This window comes from Paeniglutamicibacter psychrophenolicus, assembly GCF_030812255.1.
Classification (GTDB): domain Bacteria; phylum Actinomycetota; class Actinomycetes; order Actinomycetales; family Micrococcaceae; genus Paeniglutamicibacter; species Paeniglutamicibacter psychrophenolicus_A.
Genome location: NZ_JAUSSH010000001.1, coordinates 172834 through 198442, shown reverse-complemented (window position 1 = coordinate 198442; position 25609 = coordinate 172834). Strand labels below are relative to the sequence as shown.

Genomic DNA, 25609 nt, shown 5'->3' with positions numbered 1-25609 from the left:
GTTCTCCAAGGAAGGTCGTGGGGGGTGGTTCGGGGGTGCCCGTCAGGCTACTTGGCGGCGTCGGCGATGGCCCGGGCCAGGATGTCCAGTCCGTCGCGCAACAGTTCCTCGCCGATGACCAACGGGGGCAGCAGGCGCACGACGTTGCCGTGGGTGCCGCAGGTCAGGGTGACCAGGCCCTGCGCATGGCAGGCCGCGGAGATTTCCTTGGCCAGATCCGCGCGCGGTGCCAGGGTCCCGGCATCGGCCAGCTCGATGGCGAGCATGGCCCCACGGCCGCGGACCTCGGCAACAATCTCGGTTGAAGCCAACAGGGGCTCGAGGACTTCGCGGGCGATCTGCTCGATGCGGCGGGCGTTGGCCAGCAAGGTGCCGTCCTCGAACTGCTCGAAGACCGCCAGTGCGGCCTCGCAGGCCAGCGGGTTGCCGGCGTAGGTGCCGCCCAGTCCCCCGGCGTGCGGGGCGTTCATCAGTTCGGTGCGTCCGGTGACCGCGGAGAGCGGGACGCCGTTGGCCAGTGCCTTGGCGGTGAGGATCAGGTCCCCGGCGACGCCCTCGTGCTCGGAGGCGAAGAGGGTTCCGGTGCGGCCCATGCCGGCCTGGATCTCGTCGATGACCAGCACGATGCCGTATTTGTCGGCGAGTTTGCGCAGGCCCGGGATGAACCCGGGCGCCGGGACGATGAAGCCGCCCTCGCCCTGGATCGGCTCGATGACCATGGCGGCGAAGGTGTCGGCACCGTGTTCGAGGATGGTGGCTTCGACCGAGGCCAGCGCGGCCTCGGCGCCGGCGGCCAGGCCCTGGGCGGGGCGCAGCGGGTTGGCGGAGGCCGCGCGGATGATCTCGGCCGGCAGCGGGCCGAAGTTCAACTTGTACGGATTGACCTTGGCGGTCATGGCCATGGTGAGCAGCGAGCGGCCGTGGTACGCCTCGTCGAAGACCAGCACCTTCGCCCGTCCGGTGGCGGCGCGGGCGATCTTGATGGCGTTTTCCACGGCCTCGGCGCCGGTGGAGAACAGGCCGGTGCGCTTCTCGAAGTCGCCCGGGGTGTTCTCGTTGAGCCATTTGCAGACCTGGGTGAAGGATTCGTATTCGGTGACCATGAAGCAGGTATGCGTGAAGGCCTCGAGCTGGGCCGCGACGCGCTGCGCCACGCGCTTGTTGCCGGCGCCCAGCGAGGTCACAGCGATGCCGGAGGCGAAGTCGATAAGCCGGTTGCCGTCGACGTCCTCGATGATGCCGCCGTCCGCGCGGGTGACGAAGACCGGCAGGGCGATCCCGAAGCCGCTGGTTACCTGGGATGCGCGTTCGGCGTGCAGCGCGGTGGAACGCGGGCCGGGGATGGCGGTGGCGAGGTGGCGGGACTGGGGAATGGTGGCGGCGTCGAGGGCCGGGAGCGTTTCGGTCATGCGTTCCACGTTATGCCAAGGCGTGACACGCGTCATTGGACAATTCACCCAAGACAACCGTCCGTGTTGGATAATTCAACCCATGATCTCCTTGTTGCAGATGGGTGCCGAGCTCGGGCCCGAGCTGGTGCCCGCCCCGGGCGCACAATTCAGTGCCAATCCGGTCACCGGCGTGCACGTCTCCGAGCTGGAAGACCCAACCCCGTACCTCGAAGGCGGGGAGCTGCTGCTGACCACCGGCATGCCCTTTGCCAAGTCCGCCGCGCTCTCCGCCGCCTATATGGCCCGGCTCGGCGAAAGGGAGGTGCGTGCCGTGGGCCTGGGCCTGGGGCCGTGGCTCACGGAGGTCCCCGCGCACGTGCTGGCGGCAAGCCAGGCCGCGGGCATCGAACTGGCGATCGTCCCCGACGGCGTGCCGTTCCAGCACGTCTCACGCGCCTATTGGCGCCTGTCCGCCCGGGACGACACCGCGAACCTGATGGATTCGCTGGGCACGCAGACCGCGCTGGCTCGGGCGGCGATGCGCCCGGATGCCACCAATGCCGTGGTGCGCGGGCTGGCCCAGGCGCTGGGTGGCTGGGCCGCGTACCTTCCGGCGGATGCCGGAACCGAGACCGTGTGGCCGGTCTCGGCCGTGTCGCTGGTGGGGCTGCTGCGCGCCGAATCGATCCGCTTCCACAAGGCCGGTGTGCCGTCGGCCGCCACCTTCGAGGTGCAGGGCCAGCCGGTGGTGCTCTACCCGATCCTGCTGGGCTCCCGGATCCACGGGTTTCTGTGCATCGGTTCGGGGCGCACGCTGACCCGCGCCGACCGGCAGGTCATCATGACGGTCTCCACGCTGCTGGCCCTGCGCGCGCGGCAGCGCGAGGTGGTCATCGGCACGACCAACGCACTGGGCGCGGCGACCACCAAGCTGTTGCTGCACGGCCAGACCGAGGCCGCGCACATGGTTGCCGAGGATGTGGGACTGGCCGAGCTGCCCACACGGGTCCGGCTGCTTGGCATCAGGCTCTCCGACGGGGATGATCCCGGGCTGGCGGCGCGGGCCGCGGCGAAGCTGGTGGCCGATCCGGGGTTGCCCGATTTGTCCGCAGCGGTGGACGCCTGCACGTTGCGCCACGCGCAGGACGGGATCCTCTACCTGGTGCTTCCTGCCTCCGGGATCGGCAGCAGGCCGGCCGACGGGGGTGGGCGGTCCCTGGAGCAAGATGCGCTGCTGGGGATTGCCGGGGCCGCCGAGCCGGAGGCCTTTGGGTCGCTGGCCGCGGCGTTGGGCGACCCGGTGTCCCTGGGCGAGATCCCGGGGAACCTTGCGGTGTTGCGCCGGGCCGTGCTGCAGGCTCCGGCCGGGCACCTGGTGGCGGTGGACGCCAGCGAGGACGCGAAGGCCGTCGGCTGGGTGCGTGCGCTGGCAGAGTATCCGCGCGCCGACCTGCTGGCCACCGTCCGGGCCTACCTCGGGGCCCGCGGCACCTGGGAAGATGCGGCACGGGCCCTGGGCATCCACCGGAATTCGCTGCGCCACCGGATCTCGGTGGCATCGGGCCTGTTGGGCGTGGACCTGGACGACCCGGATGTCGCCGCGCACCTGTGGCTGGCGATGCGCCGCGAGGAATCAGGGGTTCAGCTGCGCCATGTCCCGTGACCCGGGGACGGGGCCGGCAGTGCTTCCCAGCCAGGAGCGGATGCTCTCGGTGTGTTCGCCCAGCTGCGGCGGGGCCACGGTGGGCGCGTCAAGCTCCGGGGTCCAGGTGATCGGGTGTCGTACCTGCTTGCCGACCGTCAGGCCTTCGGCATTGTGCACCTCGATGACAGGTTCGAGTCCCAGGGACTGTGCGTAGGCCAGGCCCTCGTCGATGCCGGCCACCTTTCCGGCCGGCACCCCGATGCCGGTGAAGCGGGACTGCCAGTTGGCGCCGGTGTCGGCACCCAGCGCGTCCTCGAGCAGCGGGATCAGCACCTCGCGGTGGGCCACGCGGGCCGAGTTGGTCGCGAAGCGCGCATCGGAGGAGAGCTCGGGGGTCCCGATCTCGGCGCAGAGCCTGGCGAATTGGCGATCGTTGCCGCAGGCCACGGCGACGGATCCGTCGGCGCACGCCAGCAACTGGTAGGGCACGATAGAGGGGTGCTCGTTGCCCATGCGGGTGGCGACCTTGCCCGCACCCAGGTACGCCTGGCCCTGGTTGGCCAGGGCTCCTTGCAGGCTGGAGAGCAGGTTGACCTCCACGTGCGCGCCGTGCCCGGAGGAGTTGCGGGCACTCAGCGCCGCGAGCACCCCGATGCTTGCGTCCTTGGCGGTGAGCACGTCCACCAGCGCAACCCCGGCTTTCATCGGGTCGGCACCGGCTTCCCCGGTGATCGACATGAGCCCGCCCAGGGCCTGGACGATGAAGTCGTAGCCGGGCAGGTGGGCTCCCCCGGCGGAGCCGAAGCCGGAGATCGAGGCGTAGACCAGCCCGGGGTTCCGTGCGGAGAGTTCCGCATAGCCAAGGCCCAGTTTGTCCATGCCGCCGGGTTTGAAGTTTTCCACCAGCACGTCGGCGCGCAGCGCCAGTTCCCTGGCCATCTCCCTGTCGGCGGGGTCGGCGAGGTCCAGGGCGACCGACTGCTTGTTGCGGTTCACCGATTCGAAGTAGGTCGAGCCGGTGGCGGAGAAGGGCGGCCCCCAGCTGCGGGTGTCGTCCCCGGTGCCGGGGCGTTCGACCTTGATGACCGTGGCCCCGAGGTCGGCAAGCGTCATGGTGCACAGCGGGCCGGCCAGGACCCGGGAGAAGTCGGCGACGATGATTCCCCCAAGGGGGCGGATCTTGCTCATGCTCGTTCGGACTCCTTCACGTTGTTGTCCACGGCGGCCTGCGGGGCCTGCCCGAAGCTTGCCGCCACCTTGGCGGCCCTGCGCATCGCCAGGCGTGCCAGCAGTTCGTCCTCGGCGTTGATGCCCGGTTCGATGCCGCGCGGCACCCGCAGCAGGAAGACGAAGCCCATGGCCCACCACGCCCCGAAGAGCAGCCACGGCTGGATCCCGATCGCTGCGGGCATGCCCGGCAGGTAGAGGCTGATCAGTGCCGCACAGAAGATCACCGAGGTGACGCCGATGGCCTGGCCGAGGTTTCCCTTCCCGCCGATGCGCAGCGGGCGCTCCATCATCGGTTCGCGCTTGCGCAGGATCACGAACGCCACCCCGACCAGCAGGTAGGCGATCACGATGGACGGGGAGCCGGAGTCGACCAGCCAGCCGAGCATGGCCGAACCGAAGAACGGGGCCAGCACCGAGAGCCCGCCGATGAACAGCAGCGCATTGACCGGGGTATGGAACTTGGGGTGCAACTTGGCGAACCAGGCCGGCAGCATGCCGGAGGAGGCCATCGCGTAGAGCAGGCGGGAGGCGCCCATCAGCAGCGAGTTCCAGGAGGTCAGGATGCCCGCGATGCCGCCGGCGATCAGCACCTTGGCCATCATGGCCGATCCGAAGAGCGCGCCCATGGCATCGGCGGTGGCGAGCTCGGAGGTGGCCAGCGCGCCCTGCCCCATGCCCGAGGAGGTCGCCAGGATGACCATGACGTACCAGGCGGTGGCGATGAGCACGGCGATCACGACGTACTTGCCGATGCGCCTTGGTTCGATGTCGCATTCCTCGGCGGATTGCGGGATCACGTCGAAGCCGACGAACATGAACGGGACGATGATCATCACGCCGAAGAACCCGGCGACGCCGTTGTTGAAGAACGGTTCCATGGTCGCGGTGGAGCCGCCGGCGAAGGACCCGAAGAGCAGGACGGCGCCGATGGCGAAGAGGAAGAGGACCACGAAGGTCTGCACGACCCCGGCGGTCTTGATGCCGCGGATGTTGATGGCCGTGATGACCACCCCGCCCAGGACGCCGACCAGTGCCCAGGTCAGGTAGACCTCGGATCCGGCGATGTCCCAGAGGTGGACCTTGTTCAGGTCGGGGAAGAGATAGAGCGCGGTCTTGGGCAGGGCCACGGCCTCGAAGGCGACAATGGTGATGTAGCCGCCCACGATGGCCCACGATCCGGCGAACGACCAGCGGGCGCCCATGGCGCGCAGCAGGTAGTTGTGCTCGCCGCCGGCCCGCGGCATCGCGGCCACCAGTTCGGCGTAGGTCAGCCCGACCACGGCCATGATGCCGCCGCCGACGACCATCGCCAGGGATGCGCCCAGCGGGCCCGCGGTGGTGATCCAGTCCCCGGTGAGCACCACCCAGCCGAAGCCGATCATGGCGCCGACGCCGATGGCGAGGGTGTCCCATCGGCCCAGGACCTTCTTGAGCGCGGGTGCTGCGGTGCTGCCTTGCGTGGGGGTGCTGGTCATCGCGGTTCCTTCCGTGAGTACGACGCAGCTCACACTACGCAAGGGGCGTGACGGAAGTCTCGGATGCATTATCCAAAGCCCGGGTCACTTCATCCGAAACGACCAGTCTTTGCCCACGTCAACCTGTGATAACACTCCTACACGGTCCGGCGCAGCGGCACTTCCTTGATGAACAGGATGCACACCAAACCGACGACGGCGACGATGGCCGAAGTCATGAAGACCACGCCGGTGGCATCGCCGAGCGCGTTTTCATACATGAGGCGCACCGCCGGCGGCATCTCCGTGAGGTTCAGCGAGGTGCCCCCTGCCGCTACTCCCGTGGAACCGTCCGGCGAGACCAGGTGCGCGGATTTCAACGCATCCAGCACCAGCACCGAGACCTTGTCCGAGAGCATCGCACCGAGCACCGCCACGCCCGCGGCGCCTCCGACTGCCCGGAAGAAGGCCACCGAGGAGCTGGCGGTGCCGATGTCGGTGACCTTCACGGTGTTCTGCACCGCCAGGACCAGGTTCTGCAGCATGAAACCCATGCCCAGGCCGTTGAAGAACATGCCGGTGGCCAGGATCCAGTAGTTGGTGTCATGGGACATCGTGCCCAGCAGGCCCAGCGCACCGACATTGAGGATGGCACCGATGACCAGGAAGATCTTCCAGCGTCCGAAGCGGGAGATCAACTGTCCGGAAAAGACCGAGCCGAAGAGGTTGCCGGCGATCATCGGCAGGGTCATGACCCCGGCCAGGGTGGGGCTCGCCTCGCGGGCCACCTGGAAGTACTGGCCCAGGAAGGCGCCGGAGCCGAACATCGCCACGCCGATGGAGATCGAGGCGAGGATCGCCAGGGCGGTGGTGCGGGTGGCGATGATGCGCAGCGGGATCACCGGTTCCGGGACCCGGCCCTCGACCCAGAGCAGCAGGGCGATGAGCACCAGCGAGCCGCCGACCATCGCGTAGGTCTGCCAGGAGTTGAACTCGTAGAAGCCTTCCTTGCCCACGTAGGACACCCAGATGAGCAGCACGGAAACCGAAATGGTCACCAGCACCGCGCCGGCCCAGTCGATGTAGACCTTGCGCGGGATGTGCGCGATGTGCAGGGTCTTGTGGATCAGCCACATGGAGATGATGGCGATGGGGATCCCGATGAAGAAGGTCCAGCGCCAGCCCAGCGGGGAATCGACGATGAGGCCGCCCAGCAGCGGCCCGCCGGCCGTCGCGGCCGCCATGACCCCGCCGAAGTAGCCGGAGTACTTGCCGCGCTCGCGCGGCGGGATGACGGTGCCGATCACCGCCATGCCCATGGCGGTCAACCCTCCCATGCCGATGCCCTGGATGACGCGGGCGCTCATGAGCATGGGGATGTTGATGGCAAATCCCGCCAGCATGGATCCGGTCACGAAGATGACGATGCTGATTTGCAGCAGCTTCTTCTTGTCAAAGAGGTCGGCGAGCTTGCCCCAGATCGGGGTGGTTGCGGCATTGGCCAGCAGGGCTGCGGTGATGACCCAGTTGAAGTCGGTCTGTGTGCCGTCCAGGGCATCCATGATGGTGGGCAGGGCGATGGCAACGATGGTGGTTGCCAGCATGGCGGCGAAGAAGGAGGCCAAGACGCCGGTGATGGAGCGCAGCACTTCCTTCTGGCTCATCTGCGCTTGGTCGCCGTGGCGCTCCCGCGTCAGGTCGACCGACTGCTGTTCAGACATTGGGGTTCTCCCCTGGGCCCTGGGGGGCCATGGTGGTCTTCCCTCCACGGGCATCCAGGCCAACGCGAAGCACGTCCTGGATTTCGTTCACGGTGGCTGCGGCAGCGGAGATTTTCGCCTCGTCCCAGTCCTTGAGCATTTCCGCGAGCAGGCCGGCACGCCTGGTGTAGGCCTGGCCGAGCTCTTCCGCGCCCCTGGGGGTGAGCGAGATCAGCTGGGCCCGGGCGTCGGTGGGGCTCGGCGCGCGCACGAGCAATCCCGCACCCTCGAGCTCGGCGACCTGGCGGCTCAGTGCGGCGGGGCCGATGCCGATCCATTGGGCGACGTCGGTGGCGCGGGTGGGCTGGTGGCGCTGGATGTAGGCCAGCACGCCCAGGGCGGCAAACCCCAGGGATCCACTGGTCTCCCCCGCGTACTCGACGCATCGCAGCGTGCGCCGCAGCGCCATGAGGCTTTCGACCAGTTCAAGGGTTGGTGTTTCGCCGCGCGACAAGGGATCGAGCTCCTTCACGAATATGGTTGACCAAGGCAAATGTTGCCTCAGGCAACCATATTGGCAATTTAGTTGCCAAGTCAAACTAATTTGATGCTTCTCACAGCGGCGCTAGGCTGGTGGATCGTGAGCACCGCAAACTTCAGCACCTCCGATATCGACCTGGCCGCACGATTGCGCATCATTGCACTGGACGCCGCGCGGTTGGCCGCACCGATCCTGCGCGACGCGTTCCGGTCCGGGGTGGAACGCGAGAACAAGACCAACGCCCATGACCTGGTCACGGCCTTCGACAGGCGCAGCGAGGCGGTGATCCGCGAACACCTTCTGGCTGCCGAACCGGATTCCTGGGTGCTGGGCGAAGAGTGCGGTCGCACGGGGGCCGGTTCCATCCAGTGGATCGTGGACCCCATCGACGGCACCAGCAACTTCACCCACGGAGTTGCCTTCTTCTGCATCTCCATTGCCGCGGCCCGCAACGGGGAACTGCTCGCCGCCGTCGTGCTGGACCCGATCGCCGATTTGGAGTTCACCGCCGATGCCGAGCACGCCTACCTGAACGGGAGCATCCTGGCCCCCTCGCCCCGGCCCGAGCAGCGGCACGCGAACATCATGACCGACTATCCCTCGGCAGAGGCTATCGCCCGCGACGGGGACTCGGCGCTGGGCGAGTTCGGATCCTGGGTCACGTCCTTTGCCACGGTGCGCCGAAAGGTCTCCGCGGCCCTGGCCCTGGCCCACGTGGCCGCCGGATGGTGCGATGCAACCATCGGCTTTGACACCAAGCCCTGGGACGTCTCCGCCGGCGCACTGCTGGTGCGCCGCGCCGGCGGTCGCTACCTGGGCTTCCGCTATGACGGGCGCACACTCCCGGACCACGAGGCCCCGTGCTTCTTGGCACTGGGTCCCGGTGCCGACTACCCGGTGCTGGATCTCTCGATCCGCCGGATCATCGAGGCCCGCCAGGACCGGGACGCCGGGAAATAGTCAGTCCAGCTCCCGCGCATTGACCTCGTCGGGGAACTCAATGTCCTCAACCTTGCGCACCAGCACGTCACTGAGCTCGCACACGGCCACCGCATGGGGGCCGGACTGCGAGTCCTCCACCAGCAGGTTTCCCGCCATGTCGTGGATGCGGCAGCTGACGTCCTCGTCGCTGCCGCCCGGGTTTGTCGCGGTGATGCCGCCGAAGAGCGTGGAGGCTTCCACCGTCTGCGCGTAGGGCTCGTGCTGGCTGGTGGTTTCCGGCGGGTCCGCGGTCTTGGCCACGGTGACCTGGTATTCCCCGGTCCCGTTGGCGCTGAATTCAAAGCTTTGGGTGTTGTCGAAGTACGAGAGCATCGTGGAGAAAAGCACCGCGTAAAGGATCGACACCAGCAACGCGAAGGTTCCTGTCACCAGGGCCGTGATGCTGAAGCCGCGGCTGCTGATCCGCTTGGCGATGCCCACGATGCCCAGCACCATCGCCAAGGGACCCAACACAAAGGAAACGAAGCCCACGAAGGGGATCAGCGAGAGGACCGCGGCCACGATGCCGGTGACCATCGCGAAGACCGTCATCCCGTGCGTGCGCGGGGGCGGGTAGCCGCCGGTGCCGTAGTAGCCCTGCGGAGGGTATTGCCGCGGGTAAGCCCCCTGGTAATGCCCCGGATAGGGCTGCTGATCCTGGGCGTATTGCCCCGGGTACCCGCCGGGGGTCGGCCACGATCCATGGTTCGGATCGCCACCGGGGCGGGCATGGGGGTCAGACATGGGGCTCCTGGAACGCGGGGACGGAAAGTGGCAAATGCCGGAAACCGTTCACAAAGAAATTACCTCCTGGGGACGGTTGGCACAATTTCCGTTCCTAGTCGGAGCCGTCGGCCAACCGATACACCGAGCCGTCCGGCTGGCGCAGCAGCATGCCGTGGTCGACGAGGTAGCGGCGCAGCAGCACCGGGTCGTCGGTGAACTCCCCCAGCCTGGCGGTCAGTTCCACCTCGGTGAGTTGCTGGCCGTGGCCCATCACCTTGCCTGCCACCACGCGCAGCAAACCCAGGCGCTCCTCTTGGTTCCTGGGGTAGCGATCGATGCGCCCGGCGGCGTCGAGGAAGCGGTCGACGCCTTCCTTCGGGGCCTTCCGTGCACCTGAGGCCAGGATGCGCGCGAACAGCTGGTCATCCACCGCTCCGTCCCGGTCCAAGAGCCCTGCGTTGGCGAGGTTGGCCCTGGCCTTGGCTGCGCGTTCGGGCCGCAGGTCGCTGTCCAGGCCCAGGACCTGCTGGGCGTAGTAGCGGCGGGTCTCATCGTTGGCCAGGGCACCAAAAACCTGGCGCCAGTCACCGGCCGTTTCCTGCATTGGATCCTTCATGATACTTTCCCTCGTATTTCCCGGTTCTTCGGCTTACCCTGAGGTTATGGCTACTCTATTTCATCGAAATGTACAGACTGCCGTGCACCACCACGGCGGCGGATCGATCATCCTCGGCGGAATCCTGGCGACCCTGCTGTTTGCGACGTTCGCCATCTTCCTGATTGCCGTCCAGGGAACCTGGGCTCCGATGATGATCGGTGTCGCGTTCAGCCTCTCGGCGATTCTCTTCGGAACGGTCTACCACTTCACGCACTGACCCTTCCGCCCACCTTCGAGCCACCGGCTCCCCGCACCTTCACGGGGAAGCCGGTGGCTCGACCCATGCCCGCGCCCGGGCCCGGGCCGCAGCGGCATGCCGGCCGGCCGCCCTTCCGCTGAAGAGGCAGCCGCCCAGGAACGTCCCCTCCAGCGCACGGTAGCCGTGGTATCCGCCGCCGCCGAATCCCGCGGCCTCGCCCGCCGCGTAGAGCCCGCCGACCCGGTTCCCCGCAGCGTCCAGCACCCGGGAGTCCAGGTCGGTCTGGATCCCGCCGAGCGACTTGCGGGTCAGGATCCTCAGTCGCACCGCTACCAGCGGACCTGCCTGGGGATCGGTGATCCGGTGCGGCTTGACGCTGCGGACCAGCTTGTCCCCCAGGTACTTCCTGACCGAGGTGATGGCCGCGATCTGTCCGTCCTTGCCAAAGGGGTTTGCCACCGCCGAGTCCCGGGTCTTGAGGACCTCGGCCACCTGGACGGGGTCCAGCAGATCGGATCCGGTGAGCCGGTTCATCTTGGCCACCAGTTCGTCGATCGTCGGCGCCTGGAGGAAGTCTTCCCCGTGGTCGAGGAAGGCCTGGACCGGGCCGGGAACATCCACGCGGGCCCGTGCCAGCACCGCGCGGATGTCCTTGCCGGTGAGGTCGGGGTTCTGTTCCGATCCGGAAAGCGCGAATTCCTTGCCGATGATGCGTCGGTTCAGGATGAACCAGCTGTAATCGTGCCCGGTGGCGCGCAGGTGTTCCAGGGTGCCCAGGGTGTCGAAGCCCGGCCACAGTGGATCGGGCAGCCGCTTGCCGGTTGCGTCCAGCCACAGCGAGCTGGGTCCGGGCAGGATGCGGATCCCGTGGTTCTTCCAGACGGGGTTCCAGTTGGCGATGCCCTCGGTGTAGTGCCACATCCGGTCCTCGTTGACCAGCCGTGCACCGGCCCTTTGCGCGATATCCAGTCCGCGCCCGTCCACGTGGGCGGGCACGCCGGACACCATGGTTTCGGGAGGGGTTCCCAGCCGCGGCGGCCACGCGGCACGCACCTTGTCCAGGTTTCCCCCGATGCCGCCGGTGGCGATGACAACAGCCGGGGCGAAGTACTCGAAGTCCCCGGCCTTGGTGCGGTTGCTGGCCACGCCCCGGGGTGCCGGGTCGGGTTCCAGCACCGTGCCGCGCACCCCGGTGACGGCTCCGTTCCCGGTGGTGAGCTCGTCGAGCCGGTGCCGCCAGAGCATGGTCAGCTGGCCCTTGGCCTCGGCCGTGCGGGCTGCTTGGATGAAGGGTTCGAGCAGGCCGGGCCCGGTGCCCCAGGTGATGTGGAAGCGCGGCACGGAGTTGCCCGGGCCCTGGGCCCCGGCCCCGCCGCGTTCGGCCCAGCCGACCACGGGGAAGAAGCGGATGCCTCGTTGGTGCAGCCATTCGCGCTTGCCCCCGGCTGCCCACTGCACGTAGGCGCGCGCCCATTTGCGTGCCCAGTCGTCCTCGTCGCGGTCGAAGCCCGCGGTGTTTTCCCAGTCCTGCAGGGCCAGGTCCTCGGAGTCCTTGACGCCCAGCCGTCGCTGTTCCGGCGAGTCCACCAGGAAGATCCCGCCGAAGCTCCAGTGTGCCTGGGCCCCGAGGTTCGTCTCGGGTTCCTGGTCCAGCAGCAGCACGCGCGCTCCGGCCGCCGTGGCTTCGGTGGCGGCGACGAGCCCGGCCAGGCCGGCGCCGACGACGATGACATCGAAGTGTTGCGAATGCGGGGTGTTCGACATGGATCCACACTATCGCCGAAGTGGTCCGGACCACACGCCTTGGCAGGCGGGGCATGCCGCCCCACCCCCTGCTGCTAGCGTGCAGGGGTGCACTTTGTTGAATCTGGCTCCGGAACACCGATCCTCATGATCCACGGGCTCTGCGTCGACCACCGGCTGCTGCTCGGCCTCGACCCGGTGTTTGCCGCGCGGGGCACGTGGCGACGGATCTACCTCGATTTGCCGGGAATGGGCGGCTCCGTGGCCGGGCCGGGCATCCGCACCAGCGATGACGTGGCGGCCGCGGTGGCGGCATTCGTGCGCGAATTCCTGGGAAGCCAGCGTTTCGCGATCCTGGGCAATTCGTTTGGCGGCATGCTTGCGCGCCACCTCGTGGCCGAATTCGGCGACCAGGTGCTGGGCCTGGGGCTGCTGTGCCCGGTGGCCGTGGCCGAAAAGTCCGGCCGCACACTGCCGCCCCGGAGGATCCTGCGCACCGACCCGCAGCTGCTGGCCTCGCTGGACCCGGACGACGCGGCGGCCTACGCGGAGCTGGCGGTCATCCAGTCCCGCAGGAACTGGGAGCGCTTCCGCGATTGCGCGCTCCCGGGCCTGCGTGCCTTTGACCGCAAGGCCATCGGCCGGATTGCCGGGAACTACCCGCTGGCCGTCGAACCCGAGGACCGTGCGTCGTCATTCGGCGGACCCGTGGTTCTCATCGCGGGCCGCCAGGACCACGTGGTGGGGTTCGAGGACCAGCTGGCGCTGGCGGGGCGCTACGGCAACTGCACGGTATCGGTCCTCGAGGAGGCCGGCCACAATGCGCACCTTGACCAGCCGGGGCAAACCGGCGCGCTGCTCGATGGGTGGCTCGCGGACATGGCAGCCCGGCAGCGCCCCGCCACCGCCCGCGCGCGCTGAGCGCTGCCAATCAGGGCTTCCGGCCGCGGGCAGCAAGGGCCGCGGCCAGGGAACCGAACGAGGAGAAGTCCTTGTGCCCGGCCTCGCCCCAGACCACCAGCACGCGCAGCACGCCGTCCCCGGTGTTGCGCAGATCGTGCTCCACACCGGCCGGGGCCAGGACGCTGTCCCCGGCGCGCAGCTGGTGGTGTTCCGCCCCGACCTGCATCTGCGCGGTGCCCTGGAGCACCAGGTAGAACTCCTCAAGCGCCATGGTGTCCGGGTCGTGGGAGTGCATGCCCTCATGGCCGCCGGGGTCAAGCTCCCAGGTCTGGATGGCCACGGGCATGGCCATGGAATCGGCAAAATGGAACTGCATGCGCGTTGGGCTGCCCTCGTGGAGCGAATAGTCGAAGGTGTGTGCGCCGCGTGCTTCAAACATGCCGGGTTCCTGTTCGCTAGATTGCCGGGGATCCCAGGCGAAGGCTGATTTGCCGCGCTGCGCGCACGCAGGCGGCACCGAGCTGGTGGAGTTGTTCCTCGGTGACGCGGTAGTACGGGGCGGCGATCATGGCGCTGGCGACCACCGCGCCGCGGTGGTCGAAGACCGGTGCGGCCACGCCGACTTCGTCCGGCGAGGTCTCCCCGTGGTTGGCCGCGTATCCGCGCCGGCCCACCGCTTCGAGGCGTTTGAGGTAGGCGCTGCGGGCAGCGGCGGTGTTCTCCGGCAGCACCACCGTCCCGGATTCCAGCAGCGCTGCGGCGCGCCCCGGTTGCTCGTGGGCCAAAAAGACCTGCATCGAGGCGCTGAGCGCGGTGTTGTAGCGGCTGCCCATGGCCGAGGTGTGCTTGACCTGGTGGAAGCTGGGGATTTGTTCGACCGAGACGGATTCGAGCCCGTCCCAGATGGTCAGCACCGCGGTTTCCCCGGTTTCCCGGGCCAGCTCCTCCAGGAAGGGGAAGGACACCCGGCGCACGTCGAGGTTGGCCAGCAGCGGCCCGGCCACGGCGATGAGCCCCAGTCCCAGTGAGTACTTGCGCGTGGTCTCATCGCGGGCGACGATGCGTTCCTGCTCCAGGGTGGCCAGGATGCGCGAGACGCTGGATTTATGCAGCCCCACCCGCGCCGCGATTTCGGTCACGCCCACCACCGGCTGCTCCACGGTGAAGCAGCGCAACACGTCGATGACATTGACAATCACCGAGGCCCCGCGGGGTTCGACGGCGGTGTCGGTCACTTGGGCAACCATGGGGTTTCCTCCGGTGGGTGGGGAGCTGGTGGATTCGTTCACAGTTGTAGGCTACTGCCTCGGGTCGGACTGTGCCTGGTCGACGCCGATGTCTTCGTTCCAGAGTTCCGGATTCCGGGTGGCGAAGTCTTCCATCAGTGCGGTGGCCTTCGGATCGTCGATGACCACGACCTCCACCCCGCGGGACCGAAGCAGCTCGAATTCCCCGGGGAAGTTCTTCTCCTCCCCGACCACCACGCGCCGGATGCCAAAGAGGATGATCGCTCCGGTGCACAGGGCGCAGGGCGCCAGCGTGGAGTACAGGGTGGTCCCGGCGTAGGAGGTCCGGCGCCCGGCATTGCGCAGCGCGTCGATTTCCCCGTGCGCAGTCGGATCCCCGTTTTGCACGCGACGGTTGCGGCCGGCCCCCAGCATCACGCCGTTTTCGAAGAGGCTCGAGCCAATGGGCACTCCGCCTTCCCCGGCACCCAGACGGGCTTGCCCAAGGGCGGTGGCATATCCGGCGCGGTCGTGTTCGTGAAGGGTCATGGCGTGGGGCTCGATTCTTCGTCGGGGGCGGGAAGCGCTGCGTTAATCGGCAAGGGGCGGTGGTGCGCAATTGTGCGCTCCACCGCCCCTCATCATGCCAGCTCGATACTAGGCGTCGATGATGTTGTTCTCCGGGCCGAAGCCGAACTTGGTGATGTTCTCCACCCCGCCGTCCTCGCCGATCACCAGGATGTCGTGCTCGCGGTAGCCACCGGCACCCGGCTCGCCGTCAAGGACGGTGACCATCGGTTCCATGGAGACCACCATGCCCGGCTCCAGCACCGTGTCGATGTCCTCGCGCAGCTCCAGGCCGGCCTCGCGGCCGTAGTAGTGCGACAGGACGCCGAAGGAGTGGCCGTAGCCGAAGGTGCGGTTGGGCAGCAGGCCGTGGCCGATGAAGATCTCGTTGAGTTCCGCGGCGATGTCCTTGCAGACCGCGCCGGGCTTGATCAGTTCCAGGCCGCGCTTGTGCACCTCGACGTTCGCGTTCCACACCTGCAGCGAGCGGGCGTCCGGCTCGCCGAGGAACAGGGTGCGCTCCAGGGCGGTGTAGTAGCCCGAGGTCATTGGGAAGCAGTTCAGCGAGAGGATGTCCCCGCGCTGAAGCTTGCGGGTGGTGGCCCAGTTGTGGGCGCCGTCGGTGTTGATCCCGGACTGGAACCAGACCCAGGTGTCGCGGACCTCGCGGTGCGGGAAGGTCTTGGCGATCTCGTGGACCATGGCCTCGGTGCCGATCAGGGCGACCTCGTACTCGGTGATGCCCTCGCGGATCGCGGCCTTGATGGCCTCGCCGCCGAGGTCGCCGATGCGTGCACCGTGCTTGATGACCTCGATCTCCTCCGCGGACTTGATCATGCGCTGGCGCATGGCGTCCTGCGAGACATCCACCAGGGTGGCGCCGTCGAAGGTGGCGGCGATGGCCTGGCGGGTGAACAGGGCCAGGGCGTCGTCCTCGACGCCGATGCGGGTTGCCTTCACGCCGTTGCGCTTCAGGGCCTCCTGCAGGCCGTAGTAGAAGTTGTCGCGCTTCCAGTCGGTGTAGACGATGTTGTCGCCGTAGCTGGTGCGCCACGGCATGCCGGCGTCGATGTTCGCGGTGATGGTGGTCGAGCTGTCGGCGGTGACCACCAGCGCGTAGTTGCGCCCGAAGGTGGTGTAGAGGAAGTCCGAGTAGTACTTGATGCCGTGGTAGCTGGTCAGGATGACCGCGTCCAGTTCCTTGGCGGCCATGATCTTGCGCAGGCCGGCCAGGCGGCGCTCGAACTCGGCGTCCGAGAAGGTCAGCTGCTGCTTGGTGCCGTTGTGCAGGGTCTTCAGGCGCTCGAGCTCGGAAACGTTGGTTGCGCTGTTCGCGGTGGTGGTCATGATATTGGCTCCTCAGAAGTAATCAGGTGGCAATGGAGACCGGCCCAATCCAAAGGATTGCGTGGATTCTTGGGAACCGCCGGAGAAATTTTCGGTAAGTTGCATTCACTGCAACGCCGTTGCACTCAGAATATGTGTGTCTCACCTCACTGTCAAGTGCGTTTCGCCGGTCACCTAAAACTTTCCACCGCACGCCCTCCATTCCGTCGCGGGGAAGCTATTTTCCCTGGCCTTTCGTGCAGTGTCGCGACACAGAAAGGCCGTGCCATCCGCAACAAGATTGCGGATGGCACGGCCTTGGCCGCCTGGGGTTCTACTCCCGGAGCGTCAGGTCCTCCGGGTCCGCGTCGACCGAGGCCATGCGGATGGCTCCTTCCCCGCGCGGGTCGGGCACGATGACCAGGGACGGATCCGGGTTGTTGATGTCCTTCTCCATCCGCCTGATGGCCTTGTCGCGCTTGAGCAGGCGACGGATTAGGTTCACGATCATCAGGATGATCACGAAGGAGAACGGGAAGGCCCCGATAATGGTGCCGGTTTGCACGGTGTCCACCACCGCGGTCCCGCCTAGCGTCAGCAGCACGGTGGTGACCGTACCCACCGAAAGCACCAGCACCACGCGGAAGACCGGCCCGGACTTGTGCGGCGCCGAGACGAACTCGCTCAGCGCATAGATGCCCGAGTCCAGCGAGGTCACGTAGTAGGTGGCGACCAGGATGGTGGCCACCACCAACAGGATGGTGCCGACCACCGGAACGGCGTCCAGCATCGCAAACAGGCCGGCAGACGTGTCCGCCGCCACCGCTGCACTGATTCCGCGGTCGGACTTGTCGTCGTAGTAGATGGCGGCCGATCCAATCACCGCAACCCAGACCATGACGATCAGGGTGGGGATGACGGTCACGCCCAGGACGAACTCGCGGATGGTGCGTCCACGGGAAATGCGTGCAATGAAGCCGGCGACAAACGGTGAGAAGGCAATGACCCAGCACCAGATGAACACCGTCCACCAGCCGTTCCAGCTGTCCTGCCAGCTCTCCAGCGTCGTGGCGGCTAGCCCCGAATCCGTCCACATGCTCATGTCCACGAAGTTCGCCATGAAGCTGCCGAAGGTCTGGGACAAGTTCGAGATGATGAACAGCGTCGGGCCGAAGATCAGCACGGCACCGACCAGCACGATGCTCAGGATCGAGTTCACGCTGCTGATCCGGGCCATGCCCTTGTTGATGCCGACGATGGCCGAGATCGAGGTGATGCCCGCGAAGACCAGGATGACCATGAACCACATCACCGGGCTGGCCACGATGCCGGTAAAGGAGGTGAGGCCCGAAGAGAACTGCATGGCCGCAAACCCGAAGGAGGTGGCCAGGCCAAGCACCGTGGCGATGATGGCGAGCAGTTCAACAACCACGCCGGCACCGCGGCGCGACCAGCGCGGGAGGATATCGACGGTGGCTTCACGGAAGGTGAGGGTCTTGCCCAGATTGTGGTGGGAATATGCCAGGCACACGGCCACCACGCAGTACATTGCCCAGGCGGTCAGGCCCCAGTGGAAATAGGTCCACACGATGGCGCCCTCTGCACCCCCGCTGGGTCCGGCCGGGATGACCGGGTTTTCATCCCGCAGCATGATCGGTTCGGCGACCGACCAGAAGATCAGGCCGATGCCCTGCCCACAGGCAAAGAGCATCGAATACCACGCGAACTTGCTGTGTTGCGGCTTCGCACTGGGTCCGCCCAGGCGGATCTTGCCCACCTTGCTGGAGGCAAGCCAGATGCACACCACCACGGTGAAGGCCGAGTACAGGATGAACAGCCAGGTGAACCGGCCAGTGACGAAGGTGCGCATCTCGGAGATCACTGCCGCCGCCCCGACCGGGTTGGTCAGCACCCAGATCATGACCGCAACGATCAGCACCGGTGGAATGATGCGGATCAGCAATCGGTCAATGGGCGGGATATGCAGCCCGACGAAGCGCGGAACCTCCACCGGGGCCTTGGCCTTGTCGGCGGATCCGGGCTTGGTATGTCGTGGGGACTCCTGCTTTGTCTTGTCCATGGTCATGCTAAGACACCTCCAGGGTGGTTTTTCCGAGCGGCAGTTCGCCCTCCAGGGCGGCGGCGACCTGGGTGGTCACCGCATCGAGCAGCAGCTGTCCACGTTCCGCACTCGCGCCCATTGCGCTGGAGAGGCACCCGCTGGCCGGTGTCCGCGCCGGGTCCTCGGGAAAAATGTCATACGGGGTCAGCTTGGCCGGCGGGTGGTCCACGACGCGGGACATGTCCACCTTCTCCGGGTGGAGCAGCAGCATCAGTGAGGTTTCCAGCACCCCTCCATGTTCAATGTCCCAGCCCAGGAATCCCTCGGGGAAGACCTGCTCCAATGTGGCCTCGTCAACGAAGTCCCAGTAGGAAAGCAGCACCGCACGCGAATTTGCGCCGGCGGCACGGTCGCGGGCACGGGAGACTGCGTTGTCCAGTCCCTCGTAGATGAACTGGTAGTTCTCGAAGTGGCCGTTGAGGACCACCACATGCGAAAAGCCCTGGCCCAGGAACGAGGAAACCACATCGTCAACCATCCCGGTCAGCGACGCGGCACCCAGAGAGGTGGTGCCGACCCGGTGGTTGCCGCCACCCGAACGCGGCTGGGATTTGTACCCGTAGGCAAAGACCGGGGCAACGACCGCGCCGGTCCGCTCGGCGACCACCCCGGCGATGGCCTTCGAGAGCATTGCATCCACGCCCAAGGGCATGTGCGGACCGTGCTGCTCGGTGGCGCCGGTCGGGATAATGACGGTCGATCCCTCCTTCGCCACAATGGCGGCGTAGGTCTCTGCGTCAAGGTCTTCAAGAAAAACTGAGGTCATCGTCGTCTCCTAGGTTGGACAGCGGACAGGCACGTTGGGACTTCGGTGGATCGGCCAGGATTCCAGCGAATGGAAAAGTGTTGCGTTCATTGCAACCTTGTTGCAACGGCATACTTTCAGTGATTCAGTTCACAGTCAACCGTGGCCGGCCAAGATGAAGCAGACCGGAGGGTGGATCCCCACCGGGCCATGGCCGACATCACGGTAACAACAGCCCGGCCTCAGGCCAATGGTTTTTTGCTGGTCTCCACCGAGCAGGCTACGGCAACCAGGGCAATGACCGCGGCACCCATGAGGTACCAGCCGGGCGCCAGCACACTGCCCGAGGTGGCAATCAGGACGGTCGCCACGAATGGCGCGGTGCCCCCGAACAGTGCATTGGACAGGTTGAAGCTCACGGCAAAGCCGGAGTAGCGAACCCGTGTCGGGAACATTTCAGCCAGGTAGCTGGGCAGCGTGCCGTCATTGAGGCTGAGCATTGCGCCGAGCAGGACCTGCACCAGCACGATGATCAGGAAATTGCCGGTTTCCAGCAGCAGGAAGGCCGGCACGGTGAGTACCACGAAGAGGATCGAGGCGGTCATCAGCACCTTCTTGCGGCCCAACCGGTCCGAAAGCAGCCCCATGAGGAAGATGAAGCCGATGTAGGTGGTCAAGGCCACCGTGGTCGCGACGTAGGCGGCGGACTGTGAGATTCCGATGTTTTCGTGCAGGTGGGTGGGCATGTAGCTGAGGATCAGATAGAAGCCCACGGCGTTGAGCAGCACCGCGCCGACGGCCTGGATGAGCTGGCGCCAGTGGTTCTTGAACAATGAGCTCACCGGGGCCTTGACCGCCTCGTCTTCCTTGGCAAGTTCGGCGAAGACGGGAGAGTCTTCGAGCTTGGTGCGGATATAGCGGCCGATCAGGCCCATGGGTGCAGCCAGCAGGAACGGAAGGCGCCACCCCCAGGATTCCATGGCCGCTGGTTCCAGCAGTCCGGTAAGCAGCCCTGCCATCAGGGAACCGAGCAGCAGGCCGGTGGCCGTGCTGGCCGGGACAACGGCGGCGTAGAGTCCGCGACGGTTGGCCGGCGCATACTCCACCAGGAAAGCCGAAGCGCCGGCGTATTCGCCGGAGGCGGAGAAGCCCTGGACAACGCGGATGATCAGCAGCAGGATCGGCGCCCAGATGCCGATGGTGTTATACGAAGGGATCAAGGCTATGCAGAAGGTTGCCGCGGACATGATCAGGATCGACCACGAGAGTGCCTCGCGACGCCCAACCCTGTCTCCGATATGGCCCCAAACGAAACCGCCCAAGGGGCGAACGAAGAACGAAACGGCAAAGAGCGCGAAGGTGAGCATCAAGCCGGTCGTCGGATCGGACTCGGGGAAGAAAACTGCGGTGATGGTGACTGCGAGGTAGCCGTAGACGGCGTAGTCAAACCACTCCACGAAGTTGCCGATAAAACTTGCGGCAACCACCTTGCGTCGGGTCTTTTTGCCGATCCCATCCGGGTCGGGACGCTCCTGGCCACTGAGCGTCGGGCCAAGGCCGGAAGGCGGGAGGTCGGTGAGCGTGCTCGTTGCAGAACGTGCGTTGGCGCCATTGCCGTTCGCGGAGTTGTTGCGCTGAATCATTTGGGAACCACCAAGATTTTTTGACGTTGCATTGATTGCAACACTGTTGCACCGACTCTATTTGTGTCCCCGGTCACTGTCAAGGGTTTTTTCCGGCAGTCGGCTTTCTGTCCACGATTCGGACGCGCGGACCGGCTCCGCAAGCAGCCCGGGAGCGGGCCGAGAAATCCCACGGACTCGCGGCTCGGGGCGCCGACGGCGAGGGCAGGCATTCACTGTGCAGGCGGATGGCTGCTGGCGCGGGTCATGCGGACCTTTCCAGGTTTCCGGTGAGCAAGGCAAATTCCAGCACGCTGCCGTATTCGATGACCCAACTCCAGAACCCGTCAAAAATGACCCTTCCCAACTTCACGACGTCAACGAATTCCCAGTAGAACAGCGGAATCACCCGAAACAAGCCCGGCTTCGGCATACTCGGTCCACTGCAGTTTTCCGCCTCCCGTCAACGAACCGGTGGACTTCAAAGTCGCCGTGGATGATGTCCTGCGTGGCGAACGCCTACCCAAGGAGGGAACGCCCCATTGCCTTCCACTAGTTTGATGGGTGCTGCCCGGATCAGATACTTGGATCCGAGACAACGTTTGTCGCTTCAACGGCGCCCACGTTCTTGGCAACCGGACCCTGCAGGCGACAGAACAGCGGGTCCCGCAGTGGACTTCTCCACCGAGCGACCCGCTGACTCACAGACGCAACTACGAACCGACATTGTGCTTTGTGGACGCAGCATCGGACGACGCTTCCGAGGGCGAAACCCCATCGTCGATCCGCTGTTCAGCGGGCTGGAACTCGGCACTGCCACGCTGGCGGATGAACTCCGCATCGGAGCAATCAGGCTTCAGCCCCAACGGAACACCCTGTTCGATGCGGGACCTGAAGCGGCGGTAGCCCAGTGCGTAGTACGGCCCGGCACTGGTGGCAGTTCGGTCCAGCCAGGAGAAATCGATGCCGGCCCCGAATCGGCAACAAGCGCGTGCCACCTCCCGTTCCGGGGAGCCTGCCGTGAAAGCATGACTAGGAACTTCATCATCCCTAGCCAAAAGGAATATTCTCTCGTGAAGAAACCCCTCGCCATCGTCGGCGTAGTCCTTCTTGCCATTCTGGCGAGTCCGTTGCTCGACCCGCTGACGCGGGCAAGGGTATTCACGGGGATCTTCCTTGGTGGCGGTCTGGCCCTCACGCTGCTGGTCGCAGGAATTCTCGTCGCCTTGTTCGGTTTGTTCTTTTCCAAGAAGCGGGGAGCCACACGCCTCGGCTTGCTGGCTGCTGTCGTGGCGGTGCCGTTGGCTTTGGCTGCCAGCTGGAATGCCAATGTGCACCTGCGCGACACCGTTGCGGTGGTTTCCGCCGAGGAAGAACTTCTTCCGGAAACCGGACTGCGCGCGCCCTATCTGGTTGCCGAGCGGCAGGCCTCATCCAACAGCTCGGGCACCGTGGGAGATATCACCGGAACCACTTATCTGGCCGGAAAGAATGTGTACTCGACCCTGGTGGAGCGTCGCGGTTGGCTGGGCCCGGGCTACGAGACCATGATCGTGCAGAAACTCGCGTTGACCGGCCAGGCAACCGGCGAGCGCTGCGATTTCGCCCCGCACGCCAATAGGCGGATGAACGGAATCTTCGGCAATAGCCTGACGAGGGCCATTGCCCGCATCGACACCGGCTTGATCGCCAAGGACGTGGATACCTGGGGCTACTGTGACAACGGCATCCCGAAAATCGTTGTCCCGGTGACGAAGCTCGAAAACTGGTTGGCCCCGCACGACGTTCCTGCCGGCGTCGTCATCTATGACGGAAGCACCGACGAACTGGAGTACCGACCCGAGGTCGCTTCCGGCCAGCTACCCGGCCCGGCCGTTTCCATTTCCCAGTCGCGCCGCATCAATGCGTCGCTGGCCACGCTGAACGGTGGCTGGTGGAGCACCAATATCCTGAAGTCAACCGGCATCACCGATGAGCCCAAGGACGAAGACGACACGAACCTTGGAAGCCATTCGAACTTCAGCTTGAACCATGGTGACGAGAAGTTCGGGTTCTTCTCGCCGTTCACCTCGCGTGCGTCCTCACGCACCATCGACCACGTGGCTGTGCTCGACAGCTCGCAGGTGACGGCCGGAACGAGCGCCTCGGCAAAGTTGTACGCCCTGCGCAGCCCGCGCCAGTCGAATGCAGCCACTGCCGACAAGATCAAGGCCGACTATTCCTCGCTGAGCGACTGGGCCACCGGCATGGCCGTCATGGAGATCGTGCCGGGTGGCGAAGGGATCTGGCACGCCAGCATCGGGCAGAAGCAGAACGTGAACTACCGCGTTCAACTGAACGCCGACGATTCCTCGTGCTTGCTCACCGCGACCGGCAACAAACTACGCTGCTCCACAGACGCGGCACCCTCCCCCGGAAACTTGCCCGAGGGAGAGCTCGAGAATGGGGTTGTCGACCCATCCGGCTTAAGCAACGACCAGCTCAAGACCCTGCATGAGGCCATCGTCAAGGAACTCCACGAACGCATTTCGGAAAAGTAACAACCAGCGGAAGTTGGCCGCTATTCCCGGATCTCTTCCCTGAGCGGCTTGAGGTCTGCCGGGACACCGACGTCAGAAATTGGCGGAAAGGTGCAGGAGAACTCGCCCCGGTACCCGAAGAGGAATCCAAATACAGGGTTTGCCACCTGCATCCGCACCGTGAACACCCCGCGCTCGTCGTCATAGCCTTCATACAGATCCGCGGTTCCGGTGAAGATTGCGGGAACCGTGAACGCCAGCGGACCTTCATAGAAGCGGAGGGCACCCGTTCGGAGGTGGAGCGTTCCATCGTCCAGGACCTCCAGCTGGAGATCGGTGGCCAGGTGCTGGCGCGTTCCCAGGTAATCGACGATCCCACCGCGTTGCGCACTGTGCACCATGGTCGCATCGAAACGGTGCTTCCTGGCGCGCGGGAGTTCCAGGGTGCGCACGAAGGTGACGGTTGGGCGACCGAGTCCGTCGGTGTACGGGTAGTTCTCTATGGTGAAGGGGATGTGCCGTCCCTGCCCGGGAAACAAGATGTTTCGATACGAACCCAGGCGCAGGAACGGCCTGGTCCACCAGGCGCCGCGCCGAACTTCGGAAAAGACGCCCTGCCCAATGCAGGCGTACCCTGCCGACGTGTCCACACCAAAACGCTTCCGGAGCATGGGGTGCAACCGCCCAAAATCCTGCCCAAGGGCAAGCTCAAAGATCGAGGCCATTTTTGCCCCCTTCCATGGGTAGGCCACCGGTTCCGCGTTCGCCGCTCGTCTTCAGCCCGGCAAGGATTGAGGGCGCACGTGCCGCTCGGGCATCGGGCGCCCGACGCAGGCACCGACGCGCCCTTGGCACCGTCCAATGGGACGGAATCGTGAATGACGACAAAACCGCGGCCACGCCGACCACGGCAGCGGTCGTGCTTGGGTTGATCGGGCGCGGCGCAGCAGGATCCCGGCAGCCAGCAGACTCCCCGTTCTCACACACGCATCCAAGAACCACCGGTTGCGGGCCGTGCGGGGATCCACGTCCGATTCGACCCAGAGACGCAGACGGTCAAAACCCAGGGCGGTCGCCCACCCCAGCGCCGGGCGGATCACGCTGGAATCCAAGGCCCTTCCCAACAACCCCATTCCCGGCTCGTAGTTGTAGCCGGTAATAAACCGCACGCCGTCCTCGGTGGGGATGTACCTCCAATATCCTGCTCCCTGGCCGATGGGCGAGAGCGGATCGGACGTGTCGAACCTAAGCACGGAGGTTGCCTGCCCATCGGCCCGGCGCCGATGTCCCAGGGACGCCTCCGTCCCGCGGATGATGTGAAGGGGAAGATGGAACTCGTAGCGGAAGTCGAGCACCCCGTCCGCATCTTGGCGCAGGGGGACGATGCGCGAGAACCGTAAATCCCACTGCGGGTGCATCTCGGTGTCCTGGCTCAGGTGCCACACCCGTTCCAGGGGAGCCCGAATGGGAATCTCCACGTAAATCGGGGTGCGCTTCAAAGCGTTGGCCCCGCCCGGTTCTTCCCGCATCAAACCATCATATGGTCGCTTGGCCCCGCTCCCTGAAACAGCTCGAAGGCATGCCGAGCGGGGGCTTCGGCATGCCCTGGATCTCGCCGGCCTCCCCCGTCCGCAATTCCTAGAGGACGGCCCGGATCGTCTGCTCGAAGCTGGTGATGTGCGCCAGCGCCATGGCTTCGGCTGCTTCCGAGTCCCCCGCCACGATGGCATCGAGCAGGTCCACATGCTCCTCGATGTGTCCGGAGACGGTCGGGACCTTGTCCAGCACCAGGCACCAGATGCGGGTGGCCAGATTGTCCAGGCGGATCAGCGTTTCCTCAAGGTGGGGGTTTCCCGCCGCGCGATAGATCAACCGGTGAACGCTGAGGTCATATTGCATCAACCCGCGCTTGTCGACCTTCTTGTCTTCCAGCCGTTCGATATCACGGGCCAGGTCACGCAGTGCGTTGCGATCAGCGTCCGAGGCGCTAAGCGCGGCCTTGCGGGCGGCCAGCGGTTCGAGCGAACGGCGGAGTTCAGAGACGTCGGCCAGCTCGGTGATATCCACGATCGTGGCAAAGGTTCCGCGCCGCGGATAGGAGATGACCAGGTGGTCTATTTCCAGGCGCTTGAGCGCCTCGCGCACCGGGGTGCGCCCGACACCCAGCTCCAACGCGAGCTGCCCGTCGTTGATGGGTTCCCCCGGGTGGATATCCAGCATGATCAACCGGTCCCGGATATCCCGGTAGGACTGTTCGGCCAGCGAAATGGGCTCGGCCAGCAACCCCGGGCCTACGGAGACTGCGCTCATG

The 25609-nt window shown here is 65.9% G+C and carries 24 protein-coding genes; 5 read left to right on the top strand and 19 right to left on the bottom strand.

Translation table 11 applies throughout. From position 1 onward, the window contains the following. Positions 1–47: 47 nt before the first annotated feature. Positions 48–1409: an aminotransferase class III-fold pyridoxal phosphate-dependent enzyme gene (locus tag J2T21_RS00895; protein ID WP_307577517.1), complete on the bottom strand. Its 1362-nt coding sequence runs from the start codon at positions 1407–1409 to the stop codon at positions 48–50. An 82-nt stretch (positions 1410–1491) separates the two neighbouring features. Between J2T21_RS00895 and J2T21_RS00890 the strand changes: the two genes are divergently transcribed. Then, the gene (locus tag J2T21_RS00890) at positions 1492–3054 is read left to right on the top strand and encodes a PucR family transcriptional regulator (RefSeq protein WP_307577515.1); all 1563 of its coding nucleotides are present in this window, start codon (positions 1492–1494) and stop codon (positions 3052–3054) included. Here the strand turns inward: J2T21_RS00890 and J2T21_RS00885 are convergent. From J2T21_RS00885 to J2T21_RS00870, 4 genes are all read right to left on the bottom strand, one after another. Next, positions 3025–4224: a CaiB/BaiF CoA transferase family protein gene (locus tag J2T21_RS00885; RefSeq protein ID WP_307577513.1), complete on the bottom strand. Its 1200-nt coding sequence runs from the start codon at positions 4222–4224 to the stop codon at positions 3025–3027. The two genes, J2T21_RS00890 and J2T21_RS00885, sit on opposite strands and share 30 nt — an antisense overlap. Next, positions 4221–5741, bottom strand: coding sequence for an APC family permease (locus tag J2T21_RS00880; protein WP_307577511.1), 1521 nt, complete (start codon positions 5739–5741; stop codon positions 4221–4223). The genes J2T21_RS00885 and J2T21_RS00880 overlap by 4 nt, the downstream gene beginning before the upstream one ends. Before the next feature lie 137 nt (positions 5742–5878). Then, positions 5879–7441, bottom strand: coding sequence for an MFS transporter (locus J2T21_RS00875; protein WP_307577509.1), 1563 nt, complete (start codon positions 7439–7441; stop codon positions 5879–5881). Then, complete coding sequence (locus tag J2T21_RS00870) at positions 7434–7934, bottom strand: MarR family winged helix-turn-helix transcriptional regulator (RefSeq protein ID WP_307577507.1); 501 nt, start codon at positions 7932–7934, stop codon at positions 7434–7436. Before J2T21_RS00870 ends, J2T21_RS00875 begins: the two co-directional genes overlap by 8 nt. Before the next feature lie 126 nt (positions 7935–8060). On the opposite strand from J2T21_RS00870, the gene J2T21_RS00865 reads away from it, so the two are divergent. Beyond that, positions 8061–8921, top strand: a complete 861-nt coding sequence (locus J2T21_RS00865; RefSeq protein ID WP_307577505.1) for an inositol monophosphatase family protein — start codon at positions 8061–8063, stop codon at positions 8919–8921. Here the strand turns inward: J2T21_RS00865 and J2T21_RS00860 are convergent, their stop codons facing one another. Then, entirely contained in the window at positions 8922–9686 is a 765-nt protein-coding gene (locus J2T21_RS00860) for a DUF308 domain-containing protein (RefSeq protein WP_307577503.1), read from the bottom strand. A 94-nt stretch (positions 9687–9780) separates the two neighbouring features. Further along, positions 9781–10284, bottom strand: a complete 504-nt coding sequence (locus J2T21_RS00855) for a DUF2087 domain-containing protein (protein WP_307577501.1) — start codon at positions 10282–10284, stop codon at positions 9781–9783. Between the two features lie 46 nt (positions 10285–10330). Between J2T21_RS00855 and J2T21_RS00850 the strand changes: the two genes are divergently transcribed. Continuing rightward, positions 10331–10543, top strand: coding sequence for a hypothetical protein (locus tag J2T21_RS00850; RefSeq protein ID WP_307577499.1), 213 nt, complete (start codon positions 10331–10333; stop codon positions 10541–10543). A 39-nt stretch (positions 10544–10582) separates the two neighbouring features. On the opposite strand, the gene J2T21_RS00845 is transcribed toward J2T21_RS00850, so the two are convergent. Beyond that, on the bottom strand, positions 10583–12289 hold the full coding sequence (locus J2T21_RS00845; RefSeq protein WP_307577497.1) for an FAD-binding dehydrogenase: 1707 nt from the start codon (positions 12287–12289) through the stop codon (positions 10583–10585). 87 nt (positions 12290–12376) lie between these two features. On the opposite strand from J2T21_RS00845, the gene J2T21_RS00840 reads away from it, so the two are divergent. After that, positions 12377–13189 carry an alpha/beta fold hydrolase gene (locus tag J2T21_RS00840; protein ID WP_307577495.1) on the top strand — a complete coding sequence of 271 codons (813 nt, stop codon included), beginning with the start codon at positions 12377–12379 and terminating at the stop codon, positions 13187–13189. 10 nt (positions 13190–13199) lie between these two features. Here the strand turns inward: J2T21_RS00840 and J2T21_RS00835 are convergent, their stop codons facing one another. The 8 genes from J2T21_RS00835 to J2T21_RS00800 form a co-directional block, all read right to left on the bottom strand. Continuing rightward, positions 13200–13610, bottom strand: a complete 411-nt coding sequence (locus J2T21_RS00835) for a cupin domain-containing protein (protein ID WP_307577493.1) — start codon at positions 13608–13610, stop codon at positions 13200–13202. Between the two features lie 16 nt (positions 13611–13626). Further along, positions 13627–14418 carry an IclR family transcriptional regulator gene (locus tag J2T21_RS00830; RefSeq protein ID WP_307577491.1) on the bottom strand — a complete coding sequence of 264 codons (792 nt, stop codon included), beginning with the start codon at positions 14416–14418 and terminating at the stop codon, positions 13627–13629. A 51-nt stretch (positions 14419–14469) separates the two neighbouring features. Beyond that, on the bottom strand, positions 14470–14946 hold the full coding sequence (locus J2T21_RS00825) for a nucleoside deaminase (RefSeq protein WP_307577489.1): 477 nt from the start codon (positions 14944–14946) through the stop codon (positions 14470–14472). Positions 14947–15054: 108 nt separating this feature from the next. Then, entirely contained in the window at positions 15055–16311 is a 1257-nt protein-coding gene (locus J2T21_RS00820; RefSeq protein WP_307577487.1) for an aminopeptidase P family protein, read from the bottom strand. Between the two features lie 313 nt (positions 16312–16624). Then, positions 16625–18370 (bottom strand): BCCT family transporter, encoded by a 1746-nt coding sequence (locus J2T21_RS00815; RefSeq protein ID WP_307577486.1) that lies wholly within the window; start codon positions 18368–18370, stop codon positions 16625–16627. A gap of 7 nt (positions 18371–18377) precedes the next feature. Beyond that, complete coding sequence (locus J2T21_RS00810) at positions 18378–19178, bottom strand: creatininase (protein ID WP_307577485.1); 801 nt, start codon at positions 19176–19178, stop codon at positions 18378–18380. Positions 19179–19399: 221 nt separating this feature from the next. Continuing rightward, positions 19400–20800, bottom strand: a complete 1401-nt coding sequence (locus tag J2T21_RS00805) for an MFS transporter (protein WP_307577484.1) — start codon at positions 20798–20800, stop codon at positions 19400–19402. 244 nt (positions 20801–21044) lie between these two features. Continuing rightward, complete coding sequence (locus J2T21_RS00800; RefSeq protein WP_307577483.1) at positions 21045–21197, bottom strand: hypothetical protein; 153 nt, start codon at positions 21195–21197, stop codon at positions 21045–21047. Positions 21198–21807: 610 nt separating this feature from the next. Here J2T21_RS00800 and J2T21_RS00795 point away from each other — a divergent pair. Then, positions 21808–23319: a hypothetical protein gene (locus tag J2T21_RS00795; protein WP_307577481.1), complete on the top strand. Its 1512-nt coding sequence runs from the start codon at positions 21808–21810 to the stop codon at positions 23317–23319. A gap of 20 nt (positions 23320–23339) precedes the next feature. Here J2T21_RS00795 and J2T21_RS00790 read toward each other — a convergent pair whose 3' ends face one another. From J2T21_RS00790 to J2T21_RS00780, 3 genes are all read right to left on the bottom strand, one after another. Continuing rightward, positions 23340–23969: a DUF4166 domain-containing protein gene (locus J2T21_RS00790; RefSeq protein WP_307578312.1), complete on the bottom strand. Its 630-nt coding sequence runs from the start codon at positions 23967–23969 to the stop codon at positions 23340–23342. A gap of 105 nt (positions 23970–24074) precedes the next feature. Then, positions 24075–24827: a hypothetical protein gene (locus J2T21_RS00785; RefSeq protein WP_307577479.1), complete on the bottom strand. Its 753-nt coding sequence runs from the start codon at positions 24825–24827 to the stop codon at positions 24075–24077. Positions 24828–24936: 109 nt separating this feature from the next. Then, complete coding sequence (locus J2T21_RS00780) at positions 24937–25608, bottom strand: GntR family transcriptional regulator (protein ID WP_307577477.1); 672 nt, start codon at positions 25606–25608, stop codon at positions 24937–24939. Between the last annotated feature and the right edge of the window lies 1 nt (position 25609).